The organism is Sphingomonas tagetis, from assembly GCF_024211275.1.
GTDB classification, from domain to species: domain Bacteria; phylum Pseudomonadota; class Alphaproteobacteria; order Sphingomonadales; family Sphingomonadaceae; genus Sphingomonas; species Sphingomonas tagetis.
This window is the reverse complement of record NZ_JAMLDX010000020.1, coordinates 58,869-83,880: the sequence shown is the minus strand read 5'-3', so window position 1 is coordinate 83,880 and position 25,012 is coordinate 58,869. Positions and strand designations below refer to the sequence as shown.

The 25,012-nt window shown below is 63.1% G+C and carries 24 protein-coding genes and 1 pseudogene; 16 read left to right on the top strand and 9 right to left on the bottom strand.

What is annotated here, in order from left to right:
• Positions 1-506: 506 nt before the first annotated feature.
• Entirely contained in the window at positions 507-1,493 is a 987-nt protein-coding gene (locus M9978_RS19560) for a LysR family transcriptional regulator (RefSeq protein ID WP_254296208.1), read from the bottom strand.
• Here M9978_RS19560 and M9978_RS19555 point away from each other — a divergent pair.
• The 4 genes from M9978_RS19555 (at position 1,492) to M9978_RS19540 (ending at position 5,166) form a co-directional block, all read left to right on the top strand.
• Complete coding sequence (locus M9978_RS19555) at positions 1,492-2,676, top strand: acyl-CoA dehydrogenase (RefSeq protein WP_254296206.1); 1,185 nt, start codon at positions 1,492-1,494, stop codon at positions 2,674-2,676. The genes M9978_RS19560 and M9978_RS19555 overlap by 2 nt on opposite strands.
• A complete protein-coding gene (locus M9978_RS19550) occupies positions 2,676-3,806 on the top strand; it encodes a CaiB/BaiF CoA transferase family protein (protein WP_254296204.1) in 1,131 nt (376 codons plus the stop codon). Before M9978_RS19555 ends, M9978_RS19550 begins: the two co-directional genes overlap by 1 nt.
• Positions 3,807-3,932: 126 nt before the next feature.
• A complete protein-coding gene (locus M9978_RS19545) occupies positions 3,933-4,745 on the top strand; it encodes a cytochrome b (RefSeq protein ID WP_254296201.1) in 813 nt (270 codons plus the stop codon).
• 88 nt (positions 4,746-4,833) lie between these two features.
• Positions 4,834-5,166, top strand: coding sequence for an NIPSNAP family protein (locus M9978_RS19540; RefSeq protein WP_254296200.1), 333 nt, complete (start codon positions 4,834-4,836; stop codon positions 5,164-5,166).
• A gap of 151 nt (positions 5,167-5,317) precedes the next feature.
• Here M9978_RS19540 and M9978_RS19535 read toward each other — a convergent pair whose 3' ends face one another.
• Entirely contained in the window at positions 5,318-6,643 is a 1,326-nt protein-coding gene (locus M9978_RS19535) for an MFS transporter (protein ID WP_254296198.1), read from the bottom strand.
• 349 nt (positions 6,644-6,992) lie between these two features.
• Here M9978_RS19535 and M9978_RS19530 point away from each other — a divergent pair, with 349 nt between their 5' ends.
• The 3 genes and pseudogenes from M9978_RS19530 (at position 6,993) to M9978_RS19525 (ending at position 10,332) form a co-directional block, all read left to right on the top strand.
• Positions 6,993-9,203, top strand: a complete 2,211-nt coding sequence (locus M9978_RS19530; protein ID WP_254296197.1) for a TonB-dependent receptor — start codon at positions 6,993-6,995, stop codon at positions 9,201-9,203.
• A 103-nt stretch (positions 9,204-9,306) separates the two neighbouring features.
• Positions 9,307-9,438 (top strand): annotated as a pseudogene (locus M9978_RS23465) (LacI family DNA-binding transcriptional regulator); the annotation flags it as partial.
• A 27-nt stretch (positions 9,439-9,465) separates the two neighbouring features.
• Positions 9,466-10,332, top strand: a complete 867-nt coding sequence (locus tag M9978_RS19525; RefSeq protein WP_254296196.1) for a LacI family DNA-binding transcriptional regulator — start codon at positions 9,466-9,468, stop codon at positions 10,330-10,332.
• Positions 10,333-10,385: 53 nt separating this feature from the next.
• Here the strand turns inward: M9978_RS19525 and M9978_RS19520 are convergent, their stop codons facing one another.
• From M9978_RS19520 to M9978_RS19510, 3 genes are read right to left on the bottom strand one after another with little or no spacing between them, the layout of a single operon-like run.
• On the bottom strand, positions 10,386-11,495 hold the full coding sequence (locus M9978_RS19520; protein WP_254296195.1) for an alcohol dehydrogenase catalytic domain-containing protein: 1,110 nt from the start codon (positions 11,493-11,495) through the stop codon (positions 10,386-10,388).
• Between the two features lie 20 nt (positions 11,496-11,515).
• Positions 11,516-12,115: a cupin domain-containing protein gene (locus M9978_RS19515; RefSeq protein WP_254296194.1), complete on the bottom strand. Its 600-nt coding sequence runs from the start codon at positions 12,113-12,115 to the stop codon at positions 11,516-11,518.
• Between the two features lie 6 nt (positions 12,116-12,121).
• Positions 12,122-13,132, bottom strand: coding sequence for a VOC family protein (locus M9978_RS19510; RefSeq protein ID WP_254296193.1), 1,011 nt, complete (start codon positions 13,130-13,132; stop codon positions 12,122-12,124).
• A gap of 295 nt (positions 13,133-13,427) precedes the next feature.
• Between M9978_RS19510 and M9978_RS19505 the strand changes: the two genes are divergently transcribed.
• Genes M9978_RS19505 through M9978_RS19485 form a run of 5 tightly spaced genes read left to right on the top strand, consistent with a single transcriptional unit; the run spans position 13,428 to position 18,029 of the window.
• Positions 13,428-14,408 carry a C-terminal binding protein gene (locus M9978_RS19505; protein WP_254296191.1) on the top strand — a complete coding sequence of 327 codons (981 nt, stop codon included), beginning with the start codon at positions 13,428-13,430 and terminating at the stop codon, positions 14,406-14,408.
• Positions 14,401-15,324, top strand: a complete 924-nt coding sequence (locus M9978_RS19500) for a phosphotransferase family protein (RefSeq protein ID WP_254296189.1) — start codon at positions 14,401-14,403, stop codon at positions 15,322-15,324. Before M9978_RS19505 ends, M9978_RS19500 begins: the two co-directional genes overlap by 8 nt.
• Positions 15,321-16,622 carry a phosphopyruvate hydratase gene (gene eno, locus M9978_RS19495; protein ID WP_254296187.1) on the top strand — a complete coding sequence of 434 codons (1,302 nt, stop codon included), beginning with the start codon at positions 15,321-15,323 and terminating at the stop codon, positions 16,620-16,622. Before M9978_RS19500 ends, eno begins: the two co-directional genes overlap by 4 nt.
• Before the next feature lie 10 nt (positions 16,623-16,632).
• Entirely contained in the window at positions 16,633-17,592 is a 960-nt protein-coding gene (locus tag M9978_RS19490; protein WP_254296185.1) for a fumarylacetoacetate hydrolase family protein, read from the top strand.
• Between the two features lie 5 nt (positions 17,593-17,597).
• Complete coding sequence (locus M9978_RS19485; protein WP_254296215.1) at positions 17,598-18,029, top strand: nuclear transport factor 2 family protein; 432 nt, start codon at positions 17,598-17,600, stop codon at positions 18,027-18,029.
• Between the two features lie 65 nt (positions 18,030-18,094).
• On the opposite strand, the gene M9978_RS19480 is transcribed toward M9978_RS19485, so the two are convergent.
• The gene (locus M9978_RS19480; RefSeq protein WP_254296183.1) at positions 18,095-19,003 is read right to left on the bottom strand and encodes a LysR family transcriptional regulator; all 909 of its coding nucleotides are present in this window, start codon (positions 19,001-19,003) and stop codon (positions 18,095-18,097) included.
• 41 nt (positions 19,004-19,044) lie between these two features.
• Here M9978_RS19480 and M9978_RS19475 point away from each other — a divergent pair, with 41 nt between their 5' ends.
• The 4 genes from M9978_RS19475 (at position 19,045) to M9978_RS19460 (ending at position 22,294) form a co-directional block, all read left to right on the top strand.
• Positions 19,045-19,773, top strand: a complete 729-nt coding sequence (locus tag M9978_RS19475; RefSeq protein ID WP_254296181.1) for a carboxymuconolactone decarboxylase family protein — start codon at positions 19,045-19,047, stop codon at positions 19,771-19,773.
• A gap of 181 nt (positions 19,774-19,954) precedes the next feature.
• The gene (locus M9978_RS19470; protein ID WP_254296179.1) at positions 19,955-20,632 is read left to right on the top strand and encodes a 4-carboxy-4-hydroxy-2-oxoadipate aldolase/oxaloacetate decarboxylase; all 678 of its coding nucleotides are present in this window, start codon (positions 19,955-19,957) and stop codon (positions 20,630-20,632) included.
• A 68-nt stretch (positions 20,633-20,700) separates the two neighbouring features.
• Positions 20,701-21,612 carry an ABC transporter substrate-binding protein gene (locus M9978_RS19465; RefSeq protein ID WP_254296177.1) on the top strand — a complete coding sequence of 304 codons (912 nt, stop codon included), beginning with the start codon at positions 20,701-20,703 and terminating at the stop codon, positions 21,610-21,612.
• Positions 21,613-21,739: 127 nt separating this feature from the next.
• Positions 21,740-22,294, top strand: coding sequence for a TetR/AcrR family transcriptional regulator (locus tag M9978_RS19460; RefSeq protein WP_254296175.1), 555 nt, complete (start codon positions 21,740-21,742; stop codon positions 22,292-22,294).
• Here M9978_RS19460 and M9978_RS19455 read toward each other — a convergent pair.
• The 3 genes from M9978_RS19455 to M9978_RS23460 are packed head-to-tail and all read right to left on the bottom strand — an operon-like array spanning position 22,251 to position 24,983.
• Positions 22,251-22,715: a hypothetical protein gene (locus tag M9978_RS19455; protein ID WP_254296173.1), complete on the bottom strand. Its 465-nt coding sequence runs from the start codon at positions 22,713-22,715 to the stop codon at positions 22,251-22,253. The two genes, M9978_RS19460 and M9978_RS19455, sit on opposite strands and share 44 nt — an antisense overlap.
• A 25-nt stretch (positions 22,716-22,740) precedes the next feature.
• Positions 22,741-23,796 (bottom strand): amidohydrolase family protein, encoded by a 1,056-nt coding sequence (locus tag M9978_RS19450; protein WP_254296171.1) that lies wholly within the window; start codon positions 23,794-23,796, stop codon positions 22,741-22,743.
• Complete coding sequence (locus tag M9978_RS23460) at positions 23,796-24,983, bottom strand: cytochrome P450 (protein ID WP_254296168.1); 1,188 nt, start codon at positions 24,981-24,983, stop codon at positions 23,796-23,798. The genes M9978_RS19450 and M9978_RS23460 overlap by 1 nt, the downstream gene beginning before the upstream one ends.
• Between the last annotated feature and the right edge of the window lie 29 nt (positions 24,984-25,012).

The following is a 25,012-nucleotide window of genomic DNA, read 5'->3' as shown; positions in this document are numbered from 1 at the left end:
ACGTCCGGCCTTGTGAGACCCGATACAGCACCACCGACCCATCGGCCGGCGAGTGCGGACAGATCCTTGAGACCCTCAAGGGACAACCGCCAAGCAACTGCAAATTACAGATCCTGACCCTAGCGGGCATAGGACCCTATCGATGGTGGCACGCTACTCTCATGCAAACGGAGCGCATATCGACAAGGCGATGGATCAGCTTGAGCGTCGAATCGGTGCATCCCTGTGACCCAATTACACCAAAACTACACACGCCAACTCCGGGCGTTACAGCGCCGGATAAAAAATCGTTCTATTTCAATAGGTTGATGGTGCCCGGGGACGGACTCGAATAGATTGAGAAATATGTTATTTTTCAGTATATTACACGCTGGTCATTAAGGACGTGTACCGTCGAAAATACCGTCAAAAATGAGGCTCGATTTCGATTCCGCATTTTGATTGATTTGGCCTTGGAAGGCATTGCCATGCGCACAGTGCCAGAAGGTTATCGTCGAGAGCGACCTCTAATCGCCCGTGCAATGTGACCGTTTACGCTCGAGCATGGCGCGCGCAAAATCGGGCGCATCTTCTCTGTAAACGAGAGCGGTGGAAATCTGACAATTTAGACTAACGATATTGAGGAATCTCAGACGCGCTATCCCAAGCGTAGCGAGGGAAGCTGGCGCCAACACAACGCCTTCTCCGGCGGCCGCGAGTGCGGCGGCAGTCACGAAGTCGTCGGTCCGAGTGAGCGCTGACAGCTCAAAGCCCCCCGCCCGGCACACCTCGTCAAGACTGTCGATCAGCCCCACCTGCTCATGGAATTGTGGCAGAACGAATTTCTCTCCCGCCAAGGCTCGCGGATGGACCGAAGCCGAATTGGCGAGCACGTGATCTTCCGACACGCACAACTTCAGGGGTTCGCTATGGACGATCGCCGCCCGACAGCCGGGCGGATAGGACGGCCTGGGTCGCACCAATCCGATATCGAGCCGACCGGCGGCCAGTTCCGCCAGCTGCGCGGGCGTCTCCATGAGCCGGGGATGCAGCACCAGTTCCGGCGACAGCGTTCGAAGATTGGCCAGTAGCCCGGTAAGCATTCCGCTCATCGCCGCCGAAAAGATATAGCCGATGTTGATGGGCCCGCTTCGACCCCGCGCCAGATTGACGCCAAGCCGCTCGGCTTTGGCGAGCTGCGCCAAGGTGGCTCGGGCTTCGTCCAGGAAAATGCGCCCGGTTCGGGTAAGGTGGACGTCGCTCTTACGCCGGCGATCCAACAATCTTGCACCGAGCTGGTCCTCCAGCCGCAACAACCGCTTGCTAGCGACCGATTGCACGATGCCCAACCGGTCGGCAGCGCGGGAGAAACTGCGCGCTTCCGCAATAGCCACAAAGGCGGCGAGACAATCACCGTCAAGCATCTTCATTCCAAAATGCGATAATATGCGCGCAAAATCAACCTTGGCGGCATTATTCCGTTGAGGGATGGACGGCGCAAGGAGATCGCACATGGCCGACCATACCCGCTTCGATTGGGCAGACCCGTTCCAGCTCGAAGACCAGCTGACCGAAGAAGAGCGTATGATCCGCGATGCCGCGCACGGCTTCACACAGGCTGAACTTCAGCCCCGCGTCATCGATGCCTTCCGCGAGGAAACCGACGCCCCGGAGCTGTTCGCGATGATGGGCGAGGCGGGCCTGCTGGGGGTGACGTTGCCCGAACAATATGGCGGCGCCGGCGCCAGCTACGTCGCCTATGGCCTGGTCGCGCGCGAGATCGAGCGCGTCGATTCGGGCTATCGCTCGATGGCCTCGGTTCAGTCCAGCCTGGTGATCTACCCGATCTATGCATACGGATCGGAGGAACAGCGGCAGCGATATCTGCCCGGCCTCGCTTCAGGCAAGCTGATCGGCTGCTTCGGCCTGACCGAGCCCGATGCCGGCTCCGATCCGGGATCGATGCGCACCGTCGCGCGCCAGGATGGCGGCGATTATGTGCTGCACGGCTCCAAGACGTGGATCACCAACGCGCCCTTCGCCGACGTGTTCGTGGTGTGGGCCAAATCCGAAGCGCATGGCGGCCAGATCCGCGGCTTCATCCTGGAAAAGGGGATGAAGAGCCTGTCCACGCCGAAGATCGAAGGCAAGCTCTCGCTGCGCGCTTCGACCACGGGCATGATCGTGATGGACGAGGTTCGCGTGAGCGCCGACGCGCTGCTGCCCGGCGTCGAGGGGCTGAAGGGACCGTTCGGCTGCCTGAACCGGGCGCGCTATGGGATCAGCTGGGGCGCGCTCGGCGCGGCGGAATTTTGCCTGCACGCCGCGCGGCAATATGGGCTCGACCGCAAGCAATTCGGCCGTCCGCTCGCCGCGACCCAACTCTACCAGAAGAAGCTCGCCGAGATGATGAGCGACATCGCCTTGGGCTTTCAAGCGTCGCTGCGCGTCGGCCGGCTGATGGACGAGGGGCGGTTTGCGCCGGAAATGGTGTCGATGGTCAAGCGCAACAATGTCGGCAAGGCGCTGGATATCGCTCGCCTTGCCCGCGACATGCACGGCGGCAACGGGATCTCCGAAGAATATCAGGTCATGCGCCACATGGTGAATCTGGAGACGGCAAACACCTATGAGGGCGCGCATGACGTTCATGCGCTGATCCTGGGACGGGCCATCACCGGTATCGCCGCCTTCTGATGGGAACGCCGCTTGACGGGCTGAAGGTCGTTGAACTTGCCCGCATCCTTGCCGGCCCCTGGGCCGGGCAGGTGCTCGCCGATCTGGGCGCCGACGTGCTGAAGCTCGAAGGTCCCGATGGCGACGATACGCGCGGCTGGGGCCCGCCCTTTGTCGAGCGGGCGGGCGGCGGCGGCGAGGCCGCCTATTTCCACGCCGCCAATCGCGGCAAGCGCAGCGAAGTGGTGGATTTCCGCACGGCCGAGGGGCAGGCGCGCGCCCGCGCGCTGATCGCCGGGACCGATGTGGTGATCGAGAATTTCAAGGTCGGCGGCCTCGCCAAATACGGCCTCGACTATGAAAGTCTCAACCGCCTCAACCCGCGTCTGATCTATTGTTCGATTACCGGCTTCGGCCAGGACGGCCCCTATGCCGCGCGCCCTGGCTATGATTTCATCATCCAGGGGATGAGTGGAATCATGGACCTGACCGGCGAGCCCAGCGGCGCGCCGCAGAAGATCGGGGTCGCCTATGCCGACATCCTGACCGGCCTCTACTCGGTCATCGCCATTCAGGCGGCGCTCGCCGAGCGGGAACGCACGGATCTGGGGCAGCGGATCGATATGGCCTTGTTCGATGTGATGGTCGGCACCCTCGCCAATCAGGCGATGAACTATCTCGCCTCGGGCGAATCGCCGCGCCGGCTCGGCAACGCCCACCCCAATATCGCGCCCTACGCCGCCTTTCCGACGCAGGACGACTGGTTCATCCTCGCTGTCGGCAATGACGGCCAGTTCGCGCGCTTTTGCGACGTGGCCGGGATCGCATCGGAGCAACGCTTCGCCACCAATGCCCAGCGGCTCGCCGCACGCGACGAGTTGGATGCGGTCGTGCGCGCCGCCACGATGCGCTGGCCGCGCGCCGCCTTGCTCGACGCGCTCGAGCGCGCGAACGTGCCCGCGGGTCCGATCAACAGCGTCGAGCAGGCTTTTGCCGACCCGCAAATCCGCCATCGCCAACTACAGCTCTCGATGGTCGATGAAGCGGGGACAATCATCCCGGGCGTGCGGTCGCCGATCCGCTTCTCGCGCTCCGAACTGGCGAAATCGGGTCCCGCACCAACGCTGCCATCCGCCAGCCGCGCAATGTGACTGCCGCCCGGTAAATCGCGCGCGGGTTGTCGCCGCGCTCGAAATGCCTCTTGCCGTCCATTAGTCAAGTGCTATCGTTAGCATGAACGCCGCAGCGTGATGCGGCAATTGTGGCAGGAGCGCAGGATGACGGTGGATCACCACGAAGCAACGCGGTCCCACGCAGCGGCGGTCCGGCGCTTTCCGGCCGGCCTGATTGTCATTCACTGGCTCAGCGCGCTGTTGATCGCAATCATGCTCGCAACCGGTTGGTGGATGATGGAGCTGATCGACGATCCCAGGCGGATGACGGCCGCCTTCCCGATCTTCCAGTTTCACAAGTCGCTCGGGCTGGTCGTGCTGGCGGCAGCGTTCTTCCGGATTGTCCTTCGCACGCGCCGCAGGGTTCCGGCACTGCCCCGTCGCATGCCTGGCTGGGAACGACTGACGGCGTTCGCGTCGCACGCGGCGCTTTACATTCTTCTGGTGACCGTGCCGCTGTCTGGGTGGAGCTACATCTCCACGCAATGGGCGGAATCGCTCGACAAGGAGTTCCGGGCGCCTTCGCTCTTTTTCGGCCTCGTTCCCATTCCTTATTTCCCCGTGATTGCCGAAGCGGAAGGCGGGTTGCGGCGCGCGCTGTCGTTTCATCTGAGCGGCGTCCACGCCTGGCTGGCATATGGGTTGCTCGTCCTTGCGCTGTTCCACGTCGCCGCAGCGCTGAAGCATCATTTCATCGACCGCGACAATGTGCTGGGCTCGATGTTGCCGGGTATCCGTCAACCCGACGCGGAAGATGGCGAGGCGAGCGCGCCGCATAAGCTGACGAGCGGGCGGGTATGGTTGATTGCCGGCGGCGGCATTGTCGCGCTGGCGCTGCTCGGCTGGCTCTTCAACCCGCCGCCGCCCCGCCGATCGGTCGATACGACGATTCCGGTCGCTTCGGCCAAGATCCCCTGAACGATAAAGGAGCGGCGCGACCGTGCGCGACCAATAGCGGTCTTGCCGGCCCGGCGAGTCATCGTGCCCAGCGAATTGGAGAACCGACATGATCATCGAGGCACGCACCTATACGCTCAAGATCGGCAAGGTTGCCGATTATCTGGCGCTGTACCGCGCGGAGGGTTTGGAACCGCAGCGCCGGCATCTGGGCCAGCCCTATGGCTATTATTCCACCGAAACCGGCGCGCTGAACCAGATCGTACACCTGTGGGCATATGCCGATGCGAACGACCGCGCCGCGAAGCGGGCGGCGCTCTATGCCGACAGGGAATGGCAGGCCGTCGTGCCAAAGCTGTTCGAGCTGATCGAACGGATGGAAAGCGCGATCCTCAACCCCGCCTTTTTCGTCGAGCCCCAGGCCTGCAAGATCGTCGCCTGAGGGGATGAAGGGCGGGCACCGACCAGGATGATCTGTCGCACGCTGGCGGCGCGATGACGGCCAGCCAATGAGCGAAAGCTCGTGCCGATGGCGGATCGCATGACCGCCGCGAGCACGCCCGCGTCAACTTACCCGAGACCGGCTGGCGATCTCAATCGCGCTCGCGTCTCAGCTTGATCCGCTCATGCAGACCCATTGCGAGCCCGGCGACAGTCATCGGGATGGCGAGCAATCCGAAAATCCCGCCGATGCCGAGGCCGATCCCGACGAGCGCGCCGCCGCCCATGCTGCCGATGACCGATCCGATCCGCCCCATCCCGCTCATCCAGCTGATCCCGGTCGCGCGGACCCGCGTCGGATACCAGCTGGCGGCATAGGCGGAGGATCCGACCTGAGCGCCCGGAATGCAAACCCCCGCACAGAACAGGACTAGGCCAAGCAGCACGGGCTGATGCGAGAACCAGCCGATCGCGAATAGAAACAGGCTGGCCAGCACGCTGGCGCCGGCGATGACACGGTTGGGCCGAAACCGGTCCATCAGATAGCCCAGGAAGATCGCGCCCAATGTGCCCCCGACCTGGAACATCGCGCCGATCCTCGAGGCTGTGCTGATCGAATAACCCTGATTGGTGAGCAGCAGCGGCATCCAGCTGTTCAGCATGTAGATCGAGAGCAGGCCGCAAAATGCGCTGAGCCACAGCAGCAGCGTGCCGCCGACCGGACGCGCGGCAAACAACTCGCTTGCCGGGGCGCCGTGCGCAGCGGGCTCGGCGATCGGCAGCCAATCGGCGGCAACCCGGCCTCGCGCGATGCGGGCAACCATCCTGCGAATCTCCGGCTCGCGGCCGCCCTTGGCCGCCAGGAAGCTCAGCGACTCGGGCAAAGCGAAAGCGGCAATGAGCCCGAAGACGATCGGCAGCATCCCCCCGATCACGAACACCATGCGCCAGCCATGCGCTGGGATCAGCCACGCCGCAATGAACCCGGACGTCGCCGCACCCAGGGTGAAGCCACAGAACATTGCATTGACCAGCGAAGATCGCCGTCGGGCCGGCGCGAACTCGGACGTCAGCGCGATCGCGCACGGCAATACGCCGCCCAGCCCGATTCCGGCCAGAAAGCGCACGGCAATGAGCTGATAAAGCGTGTTGGTGAAGCCGGCGAGGATCGTCAGCAGCCCGAACATGACCGTCGCGATCACCAGCGTCCGCTTTCGCCCGATGACATCGCACACCGGGCCGAAGATCGCGGACCCGACGATCGAACCGAACAGCGCCCCGCCGAACACAGCGCCGAGGTTCGCCGCCGGCAGCGACCACTCCGCCGCGATCTTCGGCGCGACAAAGCCGATCACGGCGGTGTCGAAGCCGTCGATCGCGACGATCACGAAACAGATCGAGATGACCAGCCACTGAAGCGCGGTCATCGGCCCGGAATCGATCAGTTCGCCAGCGGTCTTATATTGCGCTTGTTCCAAGGCCCCCTCCGCAGTCCGCCGCCCTACGACAGGCATTGACGGTTCGTCGGATGGTAGCGGCTTCCTCCGGCGGGAATCAAGCGCGAACGATAGCAAATATTGTGGCCAATTGTCTGCCCATCTGCCGGTCGCGTCCCGATCAAAGCACAAACTATGCAAATCTATTCGTTTTTATCTAATTATAAGAGATAGTTAATCCACGTCGCCAGATCTGCTTTGCTTAAAATGTAGCGATCTCATTTTGCTAACGATAGCACAAATCTGTTGACTTGGCTTCTTGCGTGAGAGAGGTTCGGGACCAGAACAAGCGCGCATGCCAAGTGGATGACGCGGGCGGAGGGAGAAGATCATGAGGTTACCAAGGGCCTTGAAGGCCGTTGCGCTCGTTGGCGCATCGGCGGCTTCGATCGCAGCATCGCAGGCGCAAGAACAGACGTCCCCGCCCGAAGCGGCGTCCGCGGCGGCGCAGGCCGACCCCCTCTTCGGCGACGACATTGTCGTCACCGCGCAGAAGCGATCGGAATCGGTCCAGAAAATCCCCCTCGCGATCACCGCTGTCGGGGGCGAGGATCTCGCCAATCGGCAGGTTACCAGCTTTGAGTCGCTGGCGCCCTCACTTCCGAGCGTGAACTTCGGCAAGAATGTCGGCTTTGCGCGCATCGCGATCCGCGGCCTTGGGCTCGACGCCTCGGTCGGCGGGCACGAGGGCCGCGTCGCATATCATGCAGACGGCATTTACGTCGGCCGGCCGAGTTCGCAGCTATCGACCTTCTTCGACATCAGTCGTGTCGAGGTCGTGCGCGGGCCGCAGGGCACGCTCTATGGGCGCAACGCGACCGCCGGCGCGATCAACGTGATCACGAACGATCCGCAGGACACGTTCGGCGGCTATGCCAAGCTGACGGTCGGCAATTACGGCTTTTTCCAGGAAGAAGGCGCCGTAACCGGCCAGGTCGCCGATGGCGTCGCGGCGCGTTTCGCGCTCACGAAGACCGATCGTGGCGGTTACGGCCAGAACCTGGTTTCGGGCGACGATATCGACGACGAACACTCGCTCGCCGTTCGCGCCAAGCTGAAGATCGAACCGTCCGCCGGCGTGACGCTGCTGCTGTCGGCCGACTACAGCTATCAGGACGACGCGGCCTTCGTCTATCACTTCATCGGACAGGGAAATCCTGCCTCCCAACCCCGCGCGGTGACGCTGGGCGGCACGGTCCCCGCCGACCCGCGCGACACTTTTGCCGACATTCCGCAAACCAATGAGCGTCGCAACTGGGGCTTTGGCGCGACGCTGACCGTCGATATCGGCCAGGCGACGCTCACCTCGGTGACTGGCTATCGCGATTCGCTTGCCGATGTGCGCGGCGACCATGACGGCACGCGCATCAACGTCTCGACCATCCAGACGCTTGAGCAGGCCAGGCAGTTCAGCGAGGAACTGCGTCTCGACGGCGAAACCGGCCGGTTGAAGTGGCTGATCGGCGGCTTCTACTTCAATGAGAAGATCTACGCGCAGTCGAAGTTCGGTCCCGTTCTGGCGTTCAACAACGCGTTTCTGAGCCGTGGCCTGATCTTCAACGGAGACCTGAAAACCGATGCCTATGCGGCGTTCGGACAGCTCGACTTCGAGATTCTCGACGGACTGACACTTTCAGCAGGCCTGCGTTATTCGCATGAGAAGAAATTCATCGATCAGCGTGGCGCTGTCGAGCTCGGCATGGCTGCGACGCCCGGATATACGCCGGGATACACCAACTTCCAGAAGGCCGATGTCAGCTTTAGTTCGACAACGCCGCGGTTCAATATCCAGTGGTCGCCGACGGCCAATCTGATGTTCTACGCGACTTATGCGAAAGGCTTCAAATCCGGTGGCTTCAATCTCACGGGATTTGCGCCGGCGGTCCGCCCGGAACAGCTCACCGATTATGAGGCGGGGATCAAGGCCACGCTGTTGAGCGGAGCGGTTCGCCTCAATGGCTCGGTGTTCCACTATGATTATGACGATCTACAGGTGCAGCGCATCCTCAACGCCGCCGCGGTAGTGGTGAATGCCGCGACCGCGCGGGTCCGGGGCGCCGAGGCGGAAGTCACGATCCGCCCCGTCCGGGGGTTCGAGCTTTCCGGAAATGTCGCATATCTGGACGCCAGGTTCACCAGTTTCGCGTCGGAAGATTCGGCGCGCCCGACGCTTGGGGTGCTGAACCTTTCGGGGAACCGCCTGCCCCAGGCGCCGGAATGGACCGCCAACCTTGCCGCGCAATACAGCCTGCCGGTCCGTTCGGGAACGCTCCGGTTGCGCGGCGAGATGGCTTATACCAGCCAGATCTTCTTTTCGTTCTACAACCGCCCCGAAATCTCCCAGAACGGCTACGCGAAATATAATGGCTCGGTGAGCTATGAGGCATCGAGCGGGCTGACCCTCTCCGCCTGGATCAAGAATATCGCGGACCGACGCACTTATTCGACGACTCAGGTGTCGAGCGGATTTCTGGGCTTTCCGATCATGGGCACGTTCGACCCGCCAAGGACCTTCGGAGGTTCGATCGGCGTGAGCTTCTGAAGCAGGAAGGCGCGGACCGGACGGGGATTTGGTCCGCGCCTGCCGACCCATTTCAATGTCAGGGGTGCATTGCCTCCGACCCCTGCCCTGTTAGGGTGAGCCGATGATTACCGCTCGAGAAATTGCCGATCTGGTTGGCGTTTCCGTCTCTACCGTCGGACGGGCCCTGTCGGACGATCCGCGCATCAGCGAGGACACGAAGGCCAAGGTTCGCAAGGCTGCGGATCGCGTCGGTTATGCCGGCAACACCGCCGCCCGGATCGTGCGCGGCGGATCGAACAATCTGATCGGGCTGCTGGTGCCCGAGATCAGCAACGACTTCTACTCGACCATCGCCCAATCGCTGTCCCAGGTTTGCGGCCGGCACAATTATCGTGTCGTGCTTTCGCTGACCGGAGACGACGGCGATAACGAGGCCAAGAACATCCGCGAGCTCGTCGCCGCGCAAGCGGCGGGTCTCATCATCGTTCCGGCCCCGACAACCCGCCGCGCCAGCCTTCAGCTGCTCAAGCAAATTCCGCACGTGCAACTGCTTCGAAAAGTCTCGGGGCTCGACAAGATATGGTTCGGCATCGACGATCGCGATGCGATCACCGAAGCGGTCGAACACCTGGTTTCGCTGGGCCACCGGCGCATCGCCTATATCGGCGGATCGGAGGCGCTTTCGACAGGGGTCGAACGGCGTGAGGGCTTCGTTCGCGGCTGCCGCACCGCCGGACTGGATCTCGCGGACTGCGCGATCCATACCGGCCCGCCTGAGCGACAGCTCGGTCGTGAGGCCTTCGACACGCTGTTGTCCGCCAAACGTGCCCCCACGGCAATCGTCGCCGGCGCGTTCAACGTCGCGATCGGCATCATCGAGTGCGTCGAAGCGCGCGGGCTGACCGATATTCCTTCGGTCGTCGGCTTTGGCGACCCCGACTGGTTCGCATGGTGGCGCGGTGGGTTGACAACCATCCGCCCCCCGATCGACAATCTGGCGACGAGTTGCGCCCTGTGGTTTCTCGACCAGCTCGGCGACCGGCAGAGCAAGGGATTATCGTTGGTCGAGCATAGTTCGGTGGTCGCCTCCACACTGATCGTACGCGCGAGCTCCCGACCGGTCGGCCCAGGGCGTTCCGTCAAATAAAAAAGGCTGCGGCGCGCCGCAGCCTTTTACGATCTCATCGCCGGCCTGCCGGATCAGGGACAGACCACATAGTTGCTGAACCCGCCATCGCGCTCCTGGATGCCGGAAATCGCCTCATTGACCCGCGACAACGGGAACACCTCATCCCTCAGATAATTCAGGTCGATCACGCCCGATCCCACCATATCCGCCAGATCCTGACCCTGTTCGGTGGTAAACCAGTTGGAGCCGATGATCCTGACCTGCTCGTCCATCAGCCATTTCATGTTCACCGGCACCTCGTCCGCCACGCCGCCGATCACGACAAGGCGCCCGCCGCGCTTCAGGGCATGCATCGAATCCGCCATTGTCGCCGCAGGTGCGCGGGCGCCGAGCGCGCTGATCACGAAGTCCACGCCATAGCCATCGGTCAGCGCCATCGCCCACTCGGCGGCGCTTCGCTCGCCAAGGGTCAGGATCTCGATCCGATCCGGCGCGAACGCCTTCACGCGCGCCATGAGGTCGGCATTTCGCGCCGTCCCCAGGATCTTGGTCACGCCCATTGCGAGGCAAAGCAGCGTGGAGGCGATGCCGAGCGTTCCCGTGATGCCGTCGATGAAGGCGACCTGCCCCGGCCCGGCGGCGGCATTGCGCAGCGCGCCATAGGCCGTTCCCAGATAGCCCATGCGGCCAGCCTTCTCGAAGCTCATATCGTCCGGAAGCTTGACGATGGCATAGGCTGGCGCGAGCATATATTCGCCGAACCCGGCATAGCGGTTCACGTCGAAGATCTTCTGGCCGTCGCGGCTGGTGCTGAAATATCCGTTCAGCGTGAAATAGCGGCATTCGGTACGGCGCCCCGCCGAACACGGCCGGCACGATCCGCATGAACGCAGCGGACTGACATAGACGCGCTCGCCCGGCTTGATGCCGATCACGCCCTCGCCGACCTCATCGACCACGCCTGCGGGATCGAGGCCGAATATCGCAGGGAATTCGGGCAGCGGCTGATGCGGAAACCACGAGGCCCAGTTGTTGATGACGTTGCCCATATTGGGCACGATGCCGCAGGCCTTGACCCGCACGAGGACCTCGCCGAGCCGCGGCTCCGGGACCGGCAGCGTGTCGAGGCGCATCGGCGTATGAAGGTCATGCAGCCGTGCGGCGACCATCGATCGGGTCATCTTCATTTTCTCCAGAAGGGTCATTCGCCGGCGCGAGAAGCGCCGATCAGGATGAATGCGAGTGTCGCGGGACGGTCGGTTTCGTTGCGCCACGCGTGACGCGTGCCGTTCTGCACGATCACGTCATGGCGATTGAGCCGCGTCTTGGAACCGTCGCTCAGCTCCAGCGTGATCTGGCCGTCCAGCACGATCCCGTAATCGGTCGAGTCGGTTCGATGAAAGCCCGTCTCTTCGAACAATTCGGCCAGGCCAGGGCTCAGCCTGGCATTTTCCGCGGCCGCCGCCGCGCCATCGAATTCCGCCGCAGCGAACACGCGATCAGGCGGGAAGGTGACGACGAGGAACCGGCTTTCCCCGGCCGCCGGCACATGCGACAGGCTCGGACTGGTGGGATCCGCCGGGCTGGGCCGCAGCGGCTCGCCGCTCGACGTCGCCCAGACCAGCCGAGTCATCATGCCGGGAATATGCTCATAGGCCGAACAGACCGGCGGCGCGCCGTCGGACGCCACGCACGAGGCGCCTTGCGCATCGTGCCGCGTGACCAGCCGCCTGATGTTCAGCGGCATATCGGAACTCGCCGTCGCCGCCCGAGCGTGGCCATCGTCTTCCAGCTGCCCCATGATGGACTAGCCCGCATCCGCCGGGTGAAGCCTGGCGAGATAGCGCTCCAGCGTCTCGGGGTTTGGCTTCTGCTCCGGCGCGGCGAGCGGCACGCCCTCGAACGGGCTCGCCTCGAAATACCAGCGCTCCGGCGCGGGGAGCCCCCAGCGCAGGTTGGTCGACAGCGAGGCGGCATCCCAGCGCACCGGCTCGATCTCCAGATCGATCGTCTGGTAATGGCTATTGAAGAATTCGACGCGGTGACCGTCCGGATCCAGGATGTAGACGAACAACATGCCCCCCGGTCCGTGGCGGCCGGGCCCGCGTTCGACGGCCATCGGGTAACCCAGCAGGCCGGCGACATCGCATGCCGTGAAGATGTCGTGCGATTCGGAGACGGTGTAGGCGAAATGATGCAACCGGGGCGAATGACCGGGCACGATCGCCAGGTCGAGGCACGTTCCCTTCCGATACATGAACGCCGCCAGCAGCAGCTCATCATGCGCAATATATTCGGAATATCGGAAGCCAAGCTCGTTGTAGAAGCCGCAGATCCGCTGCATGTCGGTCGTCATCGTCTGAAAGTGATCGATCCGCTGCGCGCGAGCCCCGCGGTGGTTCATGACGTCCAGGAACACGCGCGGGCGCACCTCCATATGCGCGCAAAGCTCCAGCTTCGCGCCATCGGGATCCGATACGTGCAGCGTGCGCCCTTGAAAGGGTTGCTCGACCCATATCGGATCGAGGCCGCGTTGCCCGAACCAGTCGTGGGCGAGCTCCAGTTCGGCTTCGTCGCGCACGCGAAACCCCATGCGACGGATCTTGCCCGCGTCGGGCGATTGCACGAGCGTCAGGCTATGGTGGCACGCCTCGGCCAAGCCGCGCAGATAGCAGGTCCCCGAATCCTCGTCCGACACGACCAGTCCGGCCACTTCAGTATAGAATTCGCGGCTGCGCTGAAGATCGCTCACGGTAATCGTAACGTGGCTCGCGCGCGTAATGTTGAACGCGGGTCGCAGCTCGACGGGCGGCAGCATCTTCATCTCCTTACGCAACATGCGCTATCGTTAGCACAAACTTGCAGCGATTGGTCCGCGAAGTCAAGCGGCATCCAGCAGGACGCGACGGATGGTGCTGAACAACGGACCCGCCATCGCCCGCGACGCGATGCCACCCCTGCCCGCTCCGCCGCCGCATGATATCTGCGACCGTACTCCGGACGACCGTGCAGCATGTTGCGACGACTCGAGGGACAGCAGGACATCAGATTCGCATTGACAACATGCGCTGCGTGATTAGTGCTATCGGTAGCACGGCGATCGTGGAGCAGATATGCGCGAATCGAGCATAGCAGACGGCTGCGTCTTGCTGACAGACCACCCATGGCCCGATCTGGGCCTCGAAACGTCGATCTTCGAGCGCGCGGGAATCCGTCTTGTCGCCGGGCCGGAAATTGCTGGCACTGCGGCGGAGGTGGAGCGCCTGGTGGCAGAGTGTTCGCCCGCGGCCATTCTGACCTGCTGGGCGCCGGTCAGCCGTGCGGCGATCGAGCTTCCTGCCGACTTGCGCATCGTGGCCCGGCTTGGGGTCGGGCTCGACAATATCGACGTGGCCGCCGCCACCGAACGCGGTGCATGGGTCACCAACGTGCCCGACTATTGCGTTGCCGAGGTGTCCGACCACGCGCTGGCATTCGTCCTCGACCGGTGCCGCGGCATTTCGCGCCTCAACGACGCCGTCAAGGCTTCGGGCTGGAATTCCGACGCGTCGGGCCTGCTCCGCCTTTCCGAACAAGTCGTCGGCATTCTCGGATACGGCCGGATCGGCCGGGAGACGGCGCGAAAGTTCAAGGCGATGGGATGCCAGGTGCTCGCTTACGATCCCTATTTCTCGCCCGATGAGAGTGTCGCCAGCGGATCGACCCTCGCCACGATCGCTTCCGAATGCGACGTCATCGTCATCCACGTGCCGTTGCTTCCCGAGACGACCGGCCTGATCGACGAAGCCTTTCTGCGGGCGACCGGCAGGAAGCCGCTGATCGTGAATGTGAGCCGGGGCCCGATCGTGTCGAATCAAGGGCTCATCGCCGCGTTGGAAAACGGGTGGATCCGGGGCGCGTGCCTCGACGTGATCGATGGCGAGCCCGCGCCTTCGCCCGAGATCATCGCGCACCCGCTTGTGACGGCGACGCCGCACATCGCATATGCCTCCGACGCCTCGATGGCGGAATTGCGCCGCCGCGCGTGCGAAGAAGTCGTGCGGGTGCTGTCCGGCGCCACGCCCGAGAACGGGCGGAACGCGCCGCATGGTTGAACTCGAGCAGGGAACCCCGCTCGAGGGCGGCGTCGCCAGCGATGTGCGGGTGGTTCAGACGGCCGACGGGCCGATTGTCGTCAAAAAGGCGCTGGCCAAGCTAAAGGTCGCCGCGGACTGGTTCTCCGATCCCGCCAGATCGATGATCGAGGTGGCGGCAATCGAGGCTTTCGGCGATCTGGGCGGCCGTGAAACCGTTCCGGAAATCGTCTGGGTGCGGCCGGAGGACAATAGTTTCGCGATGCGCCTGGTCGATAGCCGGCTGCGCAACTGGAAGTCGGACCTCCTGGCTGGAACGATCGATCCAGCCACGGCGCGCCGCGCCGGGGAAATCCTTGGACGGTGTCATGCCAACTCGGCGGGGCGGACCGATCTCGCGACGCGGTTCGACGATCGGCGTTACTTCCTGGAGTTGCGCATCGAACCGTTCTTCGAGCATGTCGCCGTCAAGAAACCCGAGATCGCGGGCCTGATCCGGGACGTGGCGCACCGGATGCTGTCCCGCCGGCAGGCCCTGGTGCATGGCGACTTCAGTCCCAAGAACATTCTGGCGGACGGCGGCGACGTCGTCATTCTGGATTTCGAAGTCACGCACTGGGGCGATCCGCGATTCGACGTTGCGTTCTGCCTGGCGCACCTGATGCTCAAGTCGGCGGTTGCAGATGCGCCGCTGAACATGGTCCCGGCGATCCGGGCATTTCTGCACGCGTACAGTTTGAACGGGCCGTCGCTGATTGACCGTGACCTGGCCCAGGTGACGGCGTGTCTCTTGCTTGCACGTCTGCATGGCAAGTCGCCGGTCGATTACCTCGACCGCGTCGATACTGGCCGCATCGAAGCGAAGGCCAGCGACCTGCTGGCCATGCAACATCCCCCGCAAGTCTCTGACTTCATGCTCCCGGAGCTATCCAAATGAGTTCTTCCGCGATTTCCGCCGTCGTCGCCCGCCAGATTCTCGATAGCCGTGGACGGCCTACCGTCGAAGCCGACGTTCAGTTGGCGGACGGCAGCCGCGGTCGCGCCTGCGCCCCTTCGGGCGCATCCAGGGGCCGGCACGAAGCATGGGAGCTGCGGGACGGAGACCCGTCGCATTACGAGGGGCTGAGCGTGCGGCGGGCCGTTGCCAATGCCAACGCCGAACTTGCCAACGCCGTGATCGGGCAATCGGCCGTCGAGCAAGCCCGTGTCGATGATGTGATGCGCGAAGCGGACGGCACCCCCGCGCTCGAGCGGCTCGGTGCGAACGCGGTTCTCGCCGTGTCGATGGCGACGGCGCGCGCGGCCGCCGCGCATCGGTCCATTCCGCTCTACGAGCATCTCGCCGACCTTGCCGGCACGGCGATGTCCATGCCGATGCCGATGACCAATATCCTGAGTGGGGGCGCACATGCCGGACGCGGCATGGATCTCCAGGATTTCCTCGCGATACCCGTCGGCGCCAAGTCGTACAGCGAAGCGCTCGAGATGATCGCGCGAATCAGACTCTCGTCGGCGCGGCTGATGGACGAGCGCGGGCTCAGCACGCTGCTTGCGGATGAAGGCGGATTGAGCCCCGGCTTCGGCAAGGCGCGCGATGCAATGGATCTGATGATCCGATCGTTCGAGACCGCTGGCCTGCGCCCTGGCGAAGACGTCGCCATCGCCCTCGACGTGGCGGCCAGCGAGCTGTTCGAGGACGGGGTTTACCGCCTCGACGGTGAGGGGCTGACGCTCACCGGTGAAGAGATGATCGAGTTCATTCTCGACCTTGCCAGCCACTATCCCGTCGTGTCGATCGAGGATCCGCTGGACCAGGACGATTGGGAAAATTGGCGGACATTCACCGCGCAACTGCCCCGCGTGCAAATCGTGGGCGACGATCTTTTCGTGACGAATGTCGGGCGGATCGAGGACGGCATCGCGCGAGGCGCCGCCAATGCGGCGCTAATCAAGCTCAACCAGAACGGCACGTTGAGCGGGACGATCGAAGCGACCGCAGCGGCGCGCGCCGCCGGTTATGCCACCGTGGTTTCGGCGCGTTCGGGCGAGACCGAGGATACGTTCATCGCCGATCTTTCGGTCGGCCTCGGCGCCGGGCAGATCAAGATCGGATCTGTGCGCAGCACTGAACGACTGGCAAAATATAATCAGCTGCTCCGCATCGAAGAGGATGCGAAGCTGGGCTTTGCCGGGGTGCGCGGCATTTTCGGACTCAACGTCCCGATCGCCGCGTGAGGGTAATCGAATGAGCTACGGACTTGGCATCGTCGCGTTGCAGACCGGCCCGCGCGCCGTCTTGCAATATGCGGGACAACTCTATCCGCTTGACGGCCTGCTGCCCGATCGGCGTCACGCCACTGCGGACCTGCTTCCCTATCTGTTGGACTGGGGCTCGACGATCGCGACGCTCGATGCGGCCGTTGCGAACGGCAAGCTACCGCCCGCGATCGCAGCGGCGAGCGAGGTCGATTATCTTCCGCCGGTCCAGCGGCCCGCCAACGTGGTGTGCGCAGGCAGCAATTATTACGACCATCTCCGGGATGATTTCGGCATCACCGATTTCGACAAAGACGCCAACGATATCCTTTATTTCGCCAAGTCGTCGGGCTCCCTTGTCGGTTCCGGGAAGTCCGTGCGGTATCCCAGCCAGTCCGCGGCGTTCGATTGGGAAATCGAACTCGTCGTCGTGATCGGCCAGGATGGGCGCCGGATCCCGATCGATCATGCCTGGGCGCATGTCGCCGGCTACGCCATCGGACTCGACCTCACCGCGCGCGACTTGCAGTTCAACAAGCGGCAGCGCCGCCAGTTCGACCTGTTCGGCGGCAAGGGCTTCGACGACAGCGCGCCGATCGGTCCGTGGATCGTTCCGGCGAAGTTCGTCGATCCTGCGAACCTGACGCTCCGTCTCAGCGTCAATGGGGACGTCAAACAGGACTCGCGTACGCGTGAGATGATCTGGAACGTGCCGGAACTCATCGCCGATGTCAGCCAGCACGTCACGTTGCGCGCGGGCGATCTTATCTTCACCGGCTCGCCCGCGGGAGTCGGACACGTCACGGGCAGCTATCTCAAAGTCGGCGACCGCATCGCGGCGGAGATCGCGGGAATTGGCCGCCTTGACATCGAAATTGTCGAGGATCCGGACGCCGCTCGCGTGTGGAATCGATCCGCCTTGCTCGCTGCCCAAGCGCAGGCGGCGTGATCAAGATGGCGACGGGAGCAGCGACGGCCGGTAAATGGATCGAGATGGGCGCGAACGCGCCCGCCGATGACGTTGATGAAGAACTCGATCAACTCAGCGCGCTGGAGGCGGCTCGCTGCACGGCCATCTCGCGAAACGATATCGAGTCGCTCGGCGAACTGCTCGCGGAAGACTATGTGCACGTGCACTTGACGGGCAAGATCGACGACAAGGCGGGCGCCCTCGCCGCCTTTGGGCGAAGCCCCCGAATTTGCTGGCGCGACGGAATCAAGGTCCGCCGGATCGGCGATACCGCCGTGATCGTCGGGACGCAGATAAACGAACGGACCGAACCGGGCGGCAGCGCGCAGCGCACCAGCGCCAGCGTAACGACGATCCTGAACCGCTTCGAGGACGGCAGATGGCGGTTCGTGTTGTTCCACGGCTGTCCTGCCTGAGGCGCGCTGGACGCATTTTCCGCCGTCTGACCCGTATGGCGGGCCGCCTCAGCCGATTGAGCAGTTCATTGCCCGGTGTCGGCGGAAATCTTGCCGTATCGCGCGAGTGCCGCGAGCATCGCCCTCGCGCCCCGCGAAAGTTCGCCACTGGAGAACAAGGCGACGATCTCGCGCTCGAGCGACAGGCCCGGCACAGCGATGATCGTCAATTCGCCGCGATCGATCTCCGAAGCGATCGTGCGGGCGGGCAGCATAGCCAGGTGCCGGCTCTGGCCGACAAACTGCTTGATGAACTGGATCGACCCGCCCGGATCCACCTGCGGCGCCGGGGGGTCGAGTCCCACGCTCCGGAGCAGGCGCTCGATAACCGGCCAGTTGCCTGCCGTCGCCGCGCACCATGGATATTCCGCCACATCCGCGACCGTCGGATTGGCAAGTTGCGCGAGGGGGTGGGCGGCTGACCCGACGGTCACCAGGCGATCCAGGAATATCGACTGAGCCCCAAAGCCGTGATCCGCCGCCAAATTGCCCGCATAGACGAGGCAGAGATCCAGCTCCCGTCTCCGCATCGCGCGGAAGAGGCCTTGGGTATGCCCCTCTTGCACCGACACATGCAGCCCCGGAAAACGACGGCTGACGTCGTTCACCGCCGCCGGGACAATGTCAGATATGAGCGTGGGCAGTGCGCCCAGCCGCAACCGCTCCCCGGCCAGCCCGCGAAGCGCGGCAATCTCCTGCTCGGCGCTTTGCATCTCGGCAATGATCGCGCGGGCGCGGCCGTATAGCGCCTGACCGAACGTCGTTGGAAAGATTCCCGCGATGGTCCGCTCGAACAGAACGACGCCGAGCTCCTCTTCCAGTGTTCGCATCGCCTTCGTCAGCGCCGGCTGCGATACATGCACGCGCTGCGCTGCCGCCGTGATGCTGCCTTCCTCGATGATACAGGCGAAATAGTTCAGTCGGCGAATGTCCACGATGCGCGCATAGCATCGGACGACCGGTTTCCCAACATGCGATGGCGCTCTGGCGCGTTCCATGCCCTGTTCCGGGCGCGGCTTACGGACGCTGTGCTTTCCTCCACCTTCGGTTCATCGGCCATTATGCGCATAACCAAATGATATTGGCGCGACCGCAAGTCGGCGGCGATGGATTGCCAGTCAAATCGGTGGAGACCGTGCCAGTGAAAGTTTCGGATATGGCGGGCCAGGTCAGCCGCCTCCCCCTTGTCAAACGCGAAGACGCCGCGGAGCTCTTTGAATTACTCGATGAGCGTCGCGGTCCATCGGCAAACGCCAATATCTTTGCGTTGATGGCAAATTGCCCAGATATTCTGAGGCCGTTTCTTGACATGGCCGATGCCGTGCGTCGCGCGAGCGGGCTCGATCCCCGGCTGCGCGAACTGTCGATCCTGATCGTCTGCCTGTCGCTCGGAAATCGCTATGAGTTCGGTCGACACTGGAATCTTGCGCGGCGCCTGGGCGTAACGCGGCAAACGCTGCTCGACCTGTGGGACTTCGAAGAGAGCGACAAATTCGACGCGCTCGAAAAGGCCGCGATGCGTCTGGCCAGGGATGCGACGCGGGCGCCGGAGCAAGTGGATCCCCTGATCTGGGATCCCGTCCATGAGAGCCTGGGCGATCAGCAAGCACTGGCCCTGCTCTTCACGATCGGATGGTACAATATGAGCGCCCGAATTACCGGGCCCGCCAAACTTCAGCTGGAACCCGATCTCGAACGGCTCTGATCGGGCAGATCAGTTTGCAACGTCGGCACAGATAAGAAGCGTCGTCTGAAGTTCCTCGACCCAACGGTTCCCAGCTTGTCGAAGAATCCGATCCAATGGGGCCGCAGCCGAGAGTTACTTCGGATACCTATAGGTATCCCGTTTCAACATTCAGCGTTAGACTGGGTAAGAGGAGGTTACGATGCTTGGTTACGGCCATGTGGCTCGCGAGGCACACCGGACAGACAGGCGCGATCTTGATCGATTGCAGGCGCTGGGCGTCGCAACGGTTCACGAGGCCTTGGGCCGCAAGGGGCTGCTCGACGCGGCAATCCGTCCCGTGTTCCCGGCGGGGGTGGCGGGAAATGCGCTCACCTGTCTTGTGCCCCCTGGCGACAATTGGATGATCCATGTGGCCATGGAACAGGCGCAGCCCGGCGACATCCTGGTGGTAACGCCCACATCACCCTGCTCCGACGGATATTTCGGCGATCTTCTCGCGACCTCCGCCGTTGCGAAAGGGGTCGTCGGCCTGATCATCGATGCGGGCGTTCGTGACGTTGCGGAACTGCGCGCGATGAATTTCCCCGTATGGTCGCGTCACATATCCGCACAGGGCACGGTCAAGGAAACGCTCGGGCAAGTTCAATTTCCGGTCGTTTGCGCCGGCGCTTGGATCAGCCCGGGCGATGCGATCGTCGCCGACGAAGACGGCGTGTGCGTCGTGCCGCGAGCGCTCGTGCCCGAGGTCGTCGAGAAAGCTGAGGCCCGCGCTGAGGACGAGGCGGCAAAGCGGAAGCGCTACGCCTCGGGAGAGCTCAGCCTCGACGTCAGTTCGATGCGCGAGCGTCTCGCGCGCAAGGGCCTCGTCTATATGTGAGGGGCCGACTGCTCAGAAGACCGGCAGCATGATGTCCGGACAAATTGCATATGCGGAGACCTATTTCCATGGCACATGATGTAATTAGACTTGGCGGCGCCGCACAGGGCTTCAACTGGCTTCCCATATTCGTCGCCATTGAGAAAAGTTACTTCGCAGACGCCGACATCGAGGTGGTGCTCGAAAAGCTGGGCAATGTCGACAAGGCCACCAGGGCCGTTGCGGATGGCGATGTGGAACTCGCGATCACCCCGCCCGAGGGGGCCGTCACCGATTTCGCGAGCGGCGGAAATCTCCGCATCGTCGCGTCAAATTCCAATCGCCTCCCCATGTCGCTGGTGGCGCGGCCCGAGATCGCATCGATTGCGGATCTCCGGGGGAAAAAGATCGGCACCTCGTCGCTGACCGAGGGGACGGCAATCTACACCCGGATCATGCTTGCCGAAAACGGGCTGAGCTATCCGAACGACTATGGGTTTGAGCTGGCAGGCATTCACACGACGCGGTGGGAAGCATTGCAGAACGGGACGATCGACGCCGCCCCGCAACCGGCGCCGTGGAATTTCCTCGCCGAGGACCAGGGCTATACCCTTGTCGGCGAAGTCAGCGACTATCTGCCCGAGATCGTTTTCGCCGCCTTGATCGGGCGCAGGGAATGGCTCGATCGGAATGAGGACCTGCTGTCACGCTTCCTCTCCGCCCTCGCGAAAGCCTATGACTTCGCCAACGATATCGAAAATGAAGCTGAGTGCGTCGAGCTGTTTCGGGCCATTACGACAAAGGACAGCCCTGAACTCGCGCGGCGCGGCTTCGTATATATGCGGGATCTCGGCATGTGGCCCACGCATATGGAGGTAACGCCGGCCGCGCTTGCCGCAACGATCGACTTGATGGTTCGGGCAAATCTTCTGGATGAGGGACGGCGCAATTCGGCCGCCGATGTGTTCGAACCGCGGTATCTGGAGGCTGCGCTTCGATAGCGAACCCGTCTGGCGGATTGGCAAGAGCGCGCCTCATGCCATATGCGGAATGGCGATGTGAGCATTAAAACGGCCTGGAGATCCGATGGCGCGTCTAACCCGTGAAGAAAGTCAGGCGCAAACGCGTATGCGTCTCATCGAGTGCGCCCCGAAGGTCGTCGCCAAGGAAGGCTTCGAAGGCGCCTCGATCGACAAGATCACCGAGGCTGCGGGCTACAGCAAAGGCGCCTTCTATTCGAACTTCGGCACCAAGGAAGAGTTTTTCCTCGAGCTCCTCGAACGGCACGCGGGTCAGGATGTCGTCGAAATACGGAAATTGCTGAGCGGCGTAACCAGGCCAGCCGAGATCATCGATCGCATGAGCAATTGGGCCGCTGAAAAATCCGCCGATCCCACATGGGGGCTGCTCCCGCTGGAACTGTTCCGGAAGGCGCGGCGCGACGCCACGTTCACGACGCGGCATGCGACGCTGTTTCGCGAACAATGGCGGGGGGTCGGCGAGCTGCTGTTGCCGATCGCTCCAAGGTGGAAAGACCCTCAGCCCGAGCTGTTGGGCGCGATTGTGCTCGAACTCACTTATGGCGCGGCATCCTCCTTCAGCACCGGCGAAGGTCCCGCGGTGCGCGATCTTGTGCGGCTTACGCTGGATCTCCTACAGCGAGCCTATGGCGAAGCCGACTGAGGCGTCCACCGTTACGACGCCGGTCGGTCCTCGTTTTCCGCTCCTTGCCACTGGTCCCGAGCGCACCGTCCGGCTCGCCGCGCCGTGCCGCCTGCTCGCGCATCCGCCGCACAGGTCCGCGCTGGACATATTGATAATATGGCATGCCGTCCGGGTTAAGACCGCGGCGCTGTGCATAGTGAGCGATGATCGCATCGCACCCGATCAGGACTTCGCCCGGCGCTACCTGCGCGGCGGGAAAGTCCGGCGGCGGAATAATCGTTGTCGGCTCGGGGTCGATTGCCCCCTCATTTTCGTCTCCCGGCCAAAGATCCTGGATAATGAAATGATCGAAGAGGCCACCTTCGGCCAGGAAGGCGGCCAGTTCGAGGCACGAAGCGCAGGATTGCCTGAGATACAGGGTTGGCTGGAATTCGATCACGCCCAAGCCTCCTTCCAACGAGTCGCTATGAGATCGGCGAAGATGCCGGCCGATGGGGTTGTGAAAGTCCCAGTTCGGCAATTCGCCGATCGAGCCGCGGATAAACGCGGCGGGCGTTACCCTCATATACCAGTGCGCGCTCCCGCTCGGTCAAATCGAGCGCATCGACGTAGCGCTTGGTGTCGTCATAAGGGTGGCCCGTTGCCGGATCCGAGCTCCGGACGGCGCCGAGCATTTCGGAGGCGAACAGGATACTCTCGATCGGAATGACCTTGAACAATAGGTCAATGCCTGGCTGGTGGTAAACGCAGGTATCGAAAAAGACGTTCGACAGGACATGCTCGCGGGGCTCCGGGCGGCCAAGCCGGTCCGCAAGTCCGCGGAAGCGGCCCCAATGATAGGGAACCGCGCCACCCCCGTGCGGGATGATGAAGCGCAATTCGGGGAAATCGCCGAACAGATCGCCTTGAAGAAACTGCATGAATGCGGTCGTATCCGCATTGAGGTAATGCGATCCCGTTGCATGGAAATTCGGGTTGCAGGTGCCGGACACATGGATCATCGCCGGCACGTCGAGTTCGACCATTTTCTCGAAGAAGGGATACCACGCCCTGTCGGTCAATGGCGGCCCGCTCCAATGCCCGCCCGATGGGTCAGGGTTGAGATTGCAGCCGACGAACCCGAGCTCCTGGACGCAGCGCTCCAGTTCATCGATTGAATTGGCGATCGATACGCCCGGCGATTGCGGCAGTTGGCACACGCCGACGAAATTCTGCGGAAAAAGGTCGATGACCCGTTTGATCAGGTCGTTGCAGTGGCGGGTCCAGATTTGGCTGGTCCGCTCGTTCCCGTCATGATGCCCCATCCCGACGGCACGCGGCGAGAAGATCGTGAGGTCGGCGCCGCGTTCGCGGATCAGGCGCAGCTGGTTCGTCTCGATCGATTCGACGATCTCGTCATCGGAAATCCGGGGGTAAGCTGCTTCGCCCCTGCCGCTCGCAAACAGAGCCAACTGATCGGAGCGGAACTTGCCATGCCCGGCTGGCTCCGTCGTGTAATGCCCATGGCAATCGATGATCATCAGGCGTCCCACCGCGCCGGCAGATTGACAACGCCACGGAACCGCCAGCCCTTCACATTGACGGGCTTGTCTGCGTCAATGCGAAGGCCCGGCAGGCGAGCAAACGCCTCCTCCAACGCAATTCGCCCCGCTGCCCGGCTGAGGTAATGACCCGAGCAGAAATGCGGACGATAGCCGAAGGTCGCGTTCGCCTTTTTCTTCCGTCGCATGTCGAAGGCCTCGGCATTTTCCCAACGGCCCTCGTCACGGTTTGCGGAGGCAAGTACGATCGCCACCGACGCGCCTTCGGGGACACGAGTTCCTGCGATTTCGAAGTCCTGGCGGGCCACGCGCGGCGTCACGCCGATTGGCGCGATCCATCGCAGCCCCTCGTCATAAGCCTTGAGCGCCCATGTCGACGGCTCCGTCCGCATCAGGCCGGATTGCTCCTTATCGTCGAGGACGCCATACGCCGCGTTGGCGGCGCCATGACCGGGTTCCTGCAATCCGCCCAGAATGATGACGCGCATCGTCGGCATGATGTCTTCGAATGAGCGGCGCTGCCCATCCGGCAGTCCGCCGTACACGACATGCGAAAAAAGCGTTGCGTCAGGGGCGGCGCACACCTTTTCGTACATGGCGCGCATCACCTCGTCGATATCGGCAATTGCCTGGTCGCATCGCGCCCAGACCGCAGGGTCCTGCGCAACGGTGTTCTGCAAGCCGCCGTTTATTGCGTGAAACCAGGATTGAAGCGTCTCGTTGGGAATTTGAGTCAGGCCGATCAGGTCCCCCACGATCCTGACGCTGATCGGTTCAAATAGCTGTTGAGTGAGATCGGCCTCGCCCTGCGAGCGGATCGCGTCGATATATTTGACGACGATCGGACGCGCCAAGTCTTCGATGTATCCGTCGACCCGTTGTTGTTGAACTTCGTAATCGATGCCCGCGCGAAGGGCCTGATGCTCGGGACCCGACATGGATAGCACGTTCGGAATCCCGAACACGCGAGCTTCGGGCCGATTATCCGAGGCGGACGGGCCGAAAACGGCGTCGTTGGCGCCAACCGTCTGGCAATCCTGCCATCGGGTCACGAAATATTCGTGCGTGCCCTCGAACAAGGCGACCGGCGCCTCCCGCCTCAGGCGAGCGTATACCGGATACGGGTCGTTGAAGAGTGCTTCGCCCGTCAAGGAGTCATCAGCCACCAATTCTGCTCCAGCTGCATGTTTGAGAC

What these genes read in the sequence shown, in the direction of transcription:
- M9978_RS19490 (WP_254296185.1), top strand. Translation starts at nt 16,633, where the DNA reads ATGAGCTACGGACTTGGCATCGTCGCGTTGCAGACCGGCCCGCGCGCC.
- M9978_RS19515 (WP_254296194.1), bottom strand. Translation starts at nt 12,115, where the DNA reads ATGGGGCAGCTGGAAGACGATGGCCACGCTCGGGCGGCGACGGCGAGT.
- M9978_RS19510 (WP_254296193.1), bottom strand. Translation starts at nt 13,132, where the DNA reads ATGCTGCCGCCCGTCGAGCTGCGACCCGCGTTCAACATTACGCGCGCG.
- M9978_RS19545 (WP_254296201.1), top strand. Translation starts at nt 3,933, where the DNA reads ATGACGGTGGATCACCACGAAGCAACGCGGTCCCACGCAGCGGCGGTC.
- M9978_RS19500 (WP_254296189.1), top strand. Translation starts at nt 14,401, where the DNA reads ATGGTTGAACTCGAGCAGGGAACCCCGCTCGAGGGCGGCGTCGCCAGC.
- M9978_RS19530 (WP_254296197.1), top strand. Translation starts at nt 6,993, where the DNA reads ATGAGGTTACCAAGGGCCTTGAAGGCCGTTGCGCTCGTTGGCGCATCG.
- M9978_RS19540 (WP_254296200.1), top strand. Translation starts at nt 4,834, where the DNA reads ATGATCATCGAGGCACGCACCTATACGCTCAAGATCGGCAAGGTTGCC.
- M9978_RS19560 (WP_254296208.1), bottom strand. Translation starts at nt 1,493, where the DNA reads ATGTGCGATCTCCTTGCGCCGTCCATCCCTCAACGGAATAATGCCGCC.
- M9978_RS19550 (WP_254296204.1), top strand. Translation starts at nt 2,676, where the DNA reads ATGGGAACGCCGCTTGACGGGCTGAAGGTCGTTGAACTTGCCCGCATC.
- M9978_RS19475 (WP_254296181.1), top strand. Translation starts at nt 19,045, where the DNA reads ATGGCGCTCTGGCGCGTTCCATGCCCTGTTCCGGGCGCGGCTTACGGA.
- M9978_RS19555 (WP_254296206.1), top strand. Translation starts at nt 1,492, where the DNA reads ATGGCCGACCATACCCGCTTCGATTGGGCAGACCCGTTCCAGCTCGAA.
- M9978_RS19485 (WP_254296215.1), top strand. Translation starts at nt 17,598, where the DNA reads ATGGCGACGGGAGCAGCGACGGCCGGTAAATGGATCGAGATGGGCGCG.
- M9978_RS19450 (WP_254296171.1), bottom strand. Translation starts at nt 23,796, where the DNA reads ATGATCATCGATTGCCATGGGCATTACACGACGGAGCCAGCCGGGCAT.
- M9978_RS19470 (WP_254296179.1), top strand. Translation starts at nt 19,955, where the DNA reads ATGCTTGGTTACGGCCATGTGGCTCGCGAGGCACACCGGACAGACAGG.
- M9978_RS19460 (WP_254296175.1), top strand. Translation starts at nt 21,740, where the DNA reads ATGCGTCTCATCGAGTGCGCCCCGAAGGTCGTCGCCAAGGAAGGCTTC.
- M9978_RS19520 (WP_254296195.1), bottom strand. Translation starts at nt 11,495, where the DNA reads ATGACCCGATCGATGGTCGCCGCACGGCTGCATGACCTTCATACGCCG.
- eno (WP_254296187.1), top strand. Translation starts at nt 15,321, where the DNA reads ATGAGTTCTTCCGCGATTTCCGCCGTCGTCGCCCGCCAGATTCTCGAT.
- M9978_RS19465 (WP_254296177.1), top strand. Translation starts at nt 20,701, where the DNA reads ATGGCACATGATGTAATTAGACTTGGCGGCGCCGCACAGGGCTTCAAC.
- M9978_RS19505 (WP_254296191.1), top strand. Translation starts at nt 13,428, where the DNA reads ATGCGCGAATCGAGCATAGCAGACGGCTGCGTCTTGCTGACAGACCAC.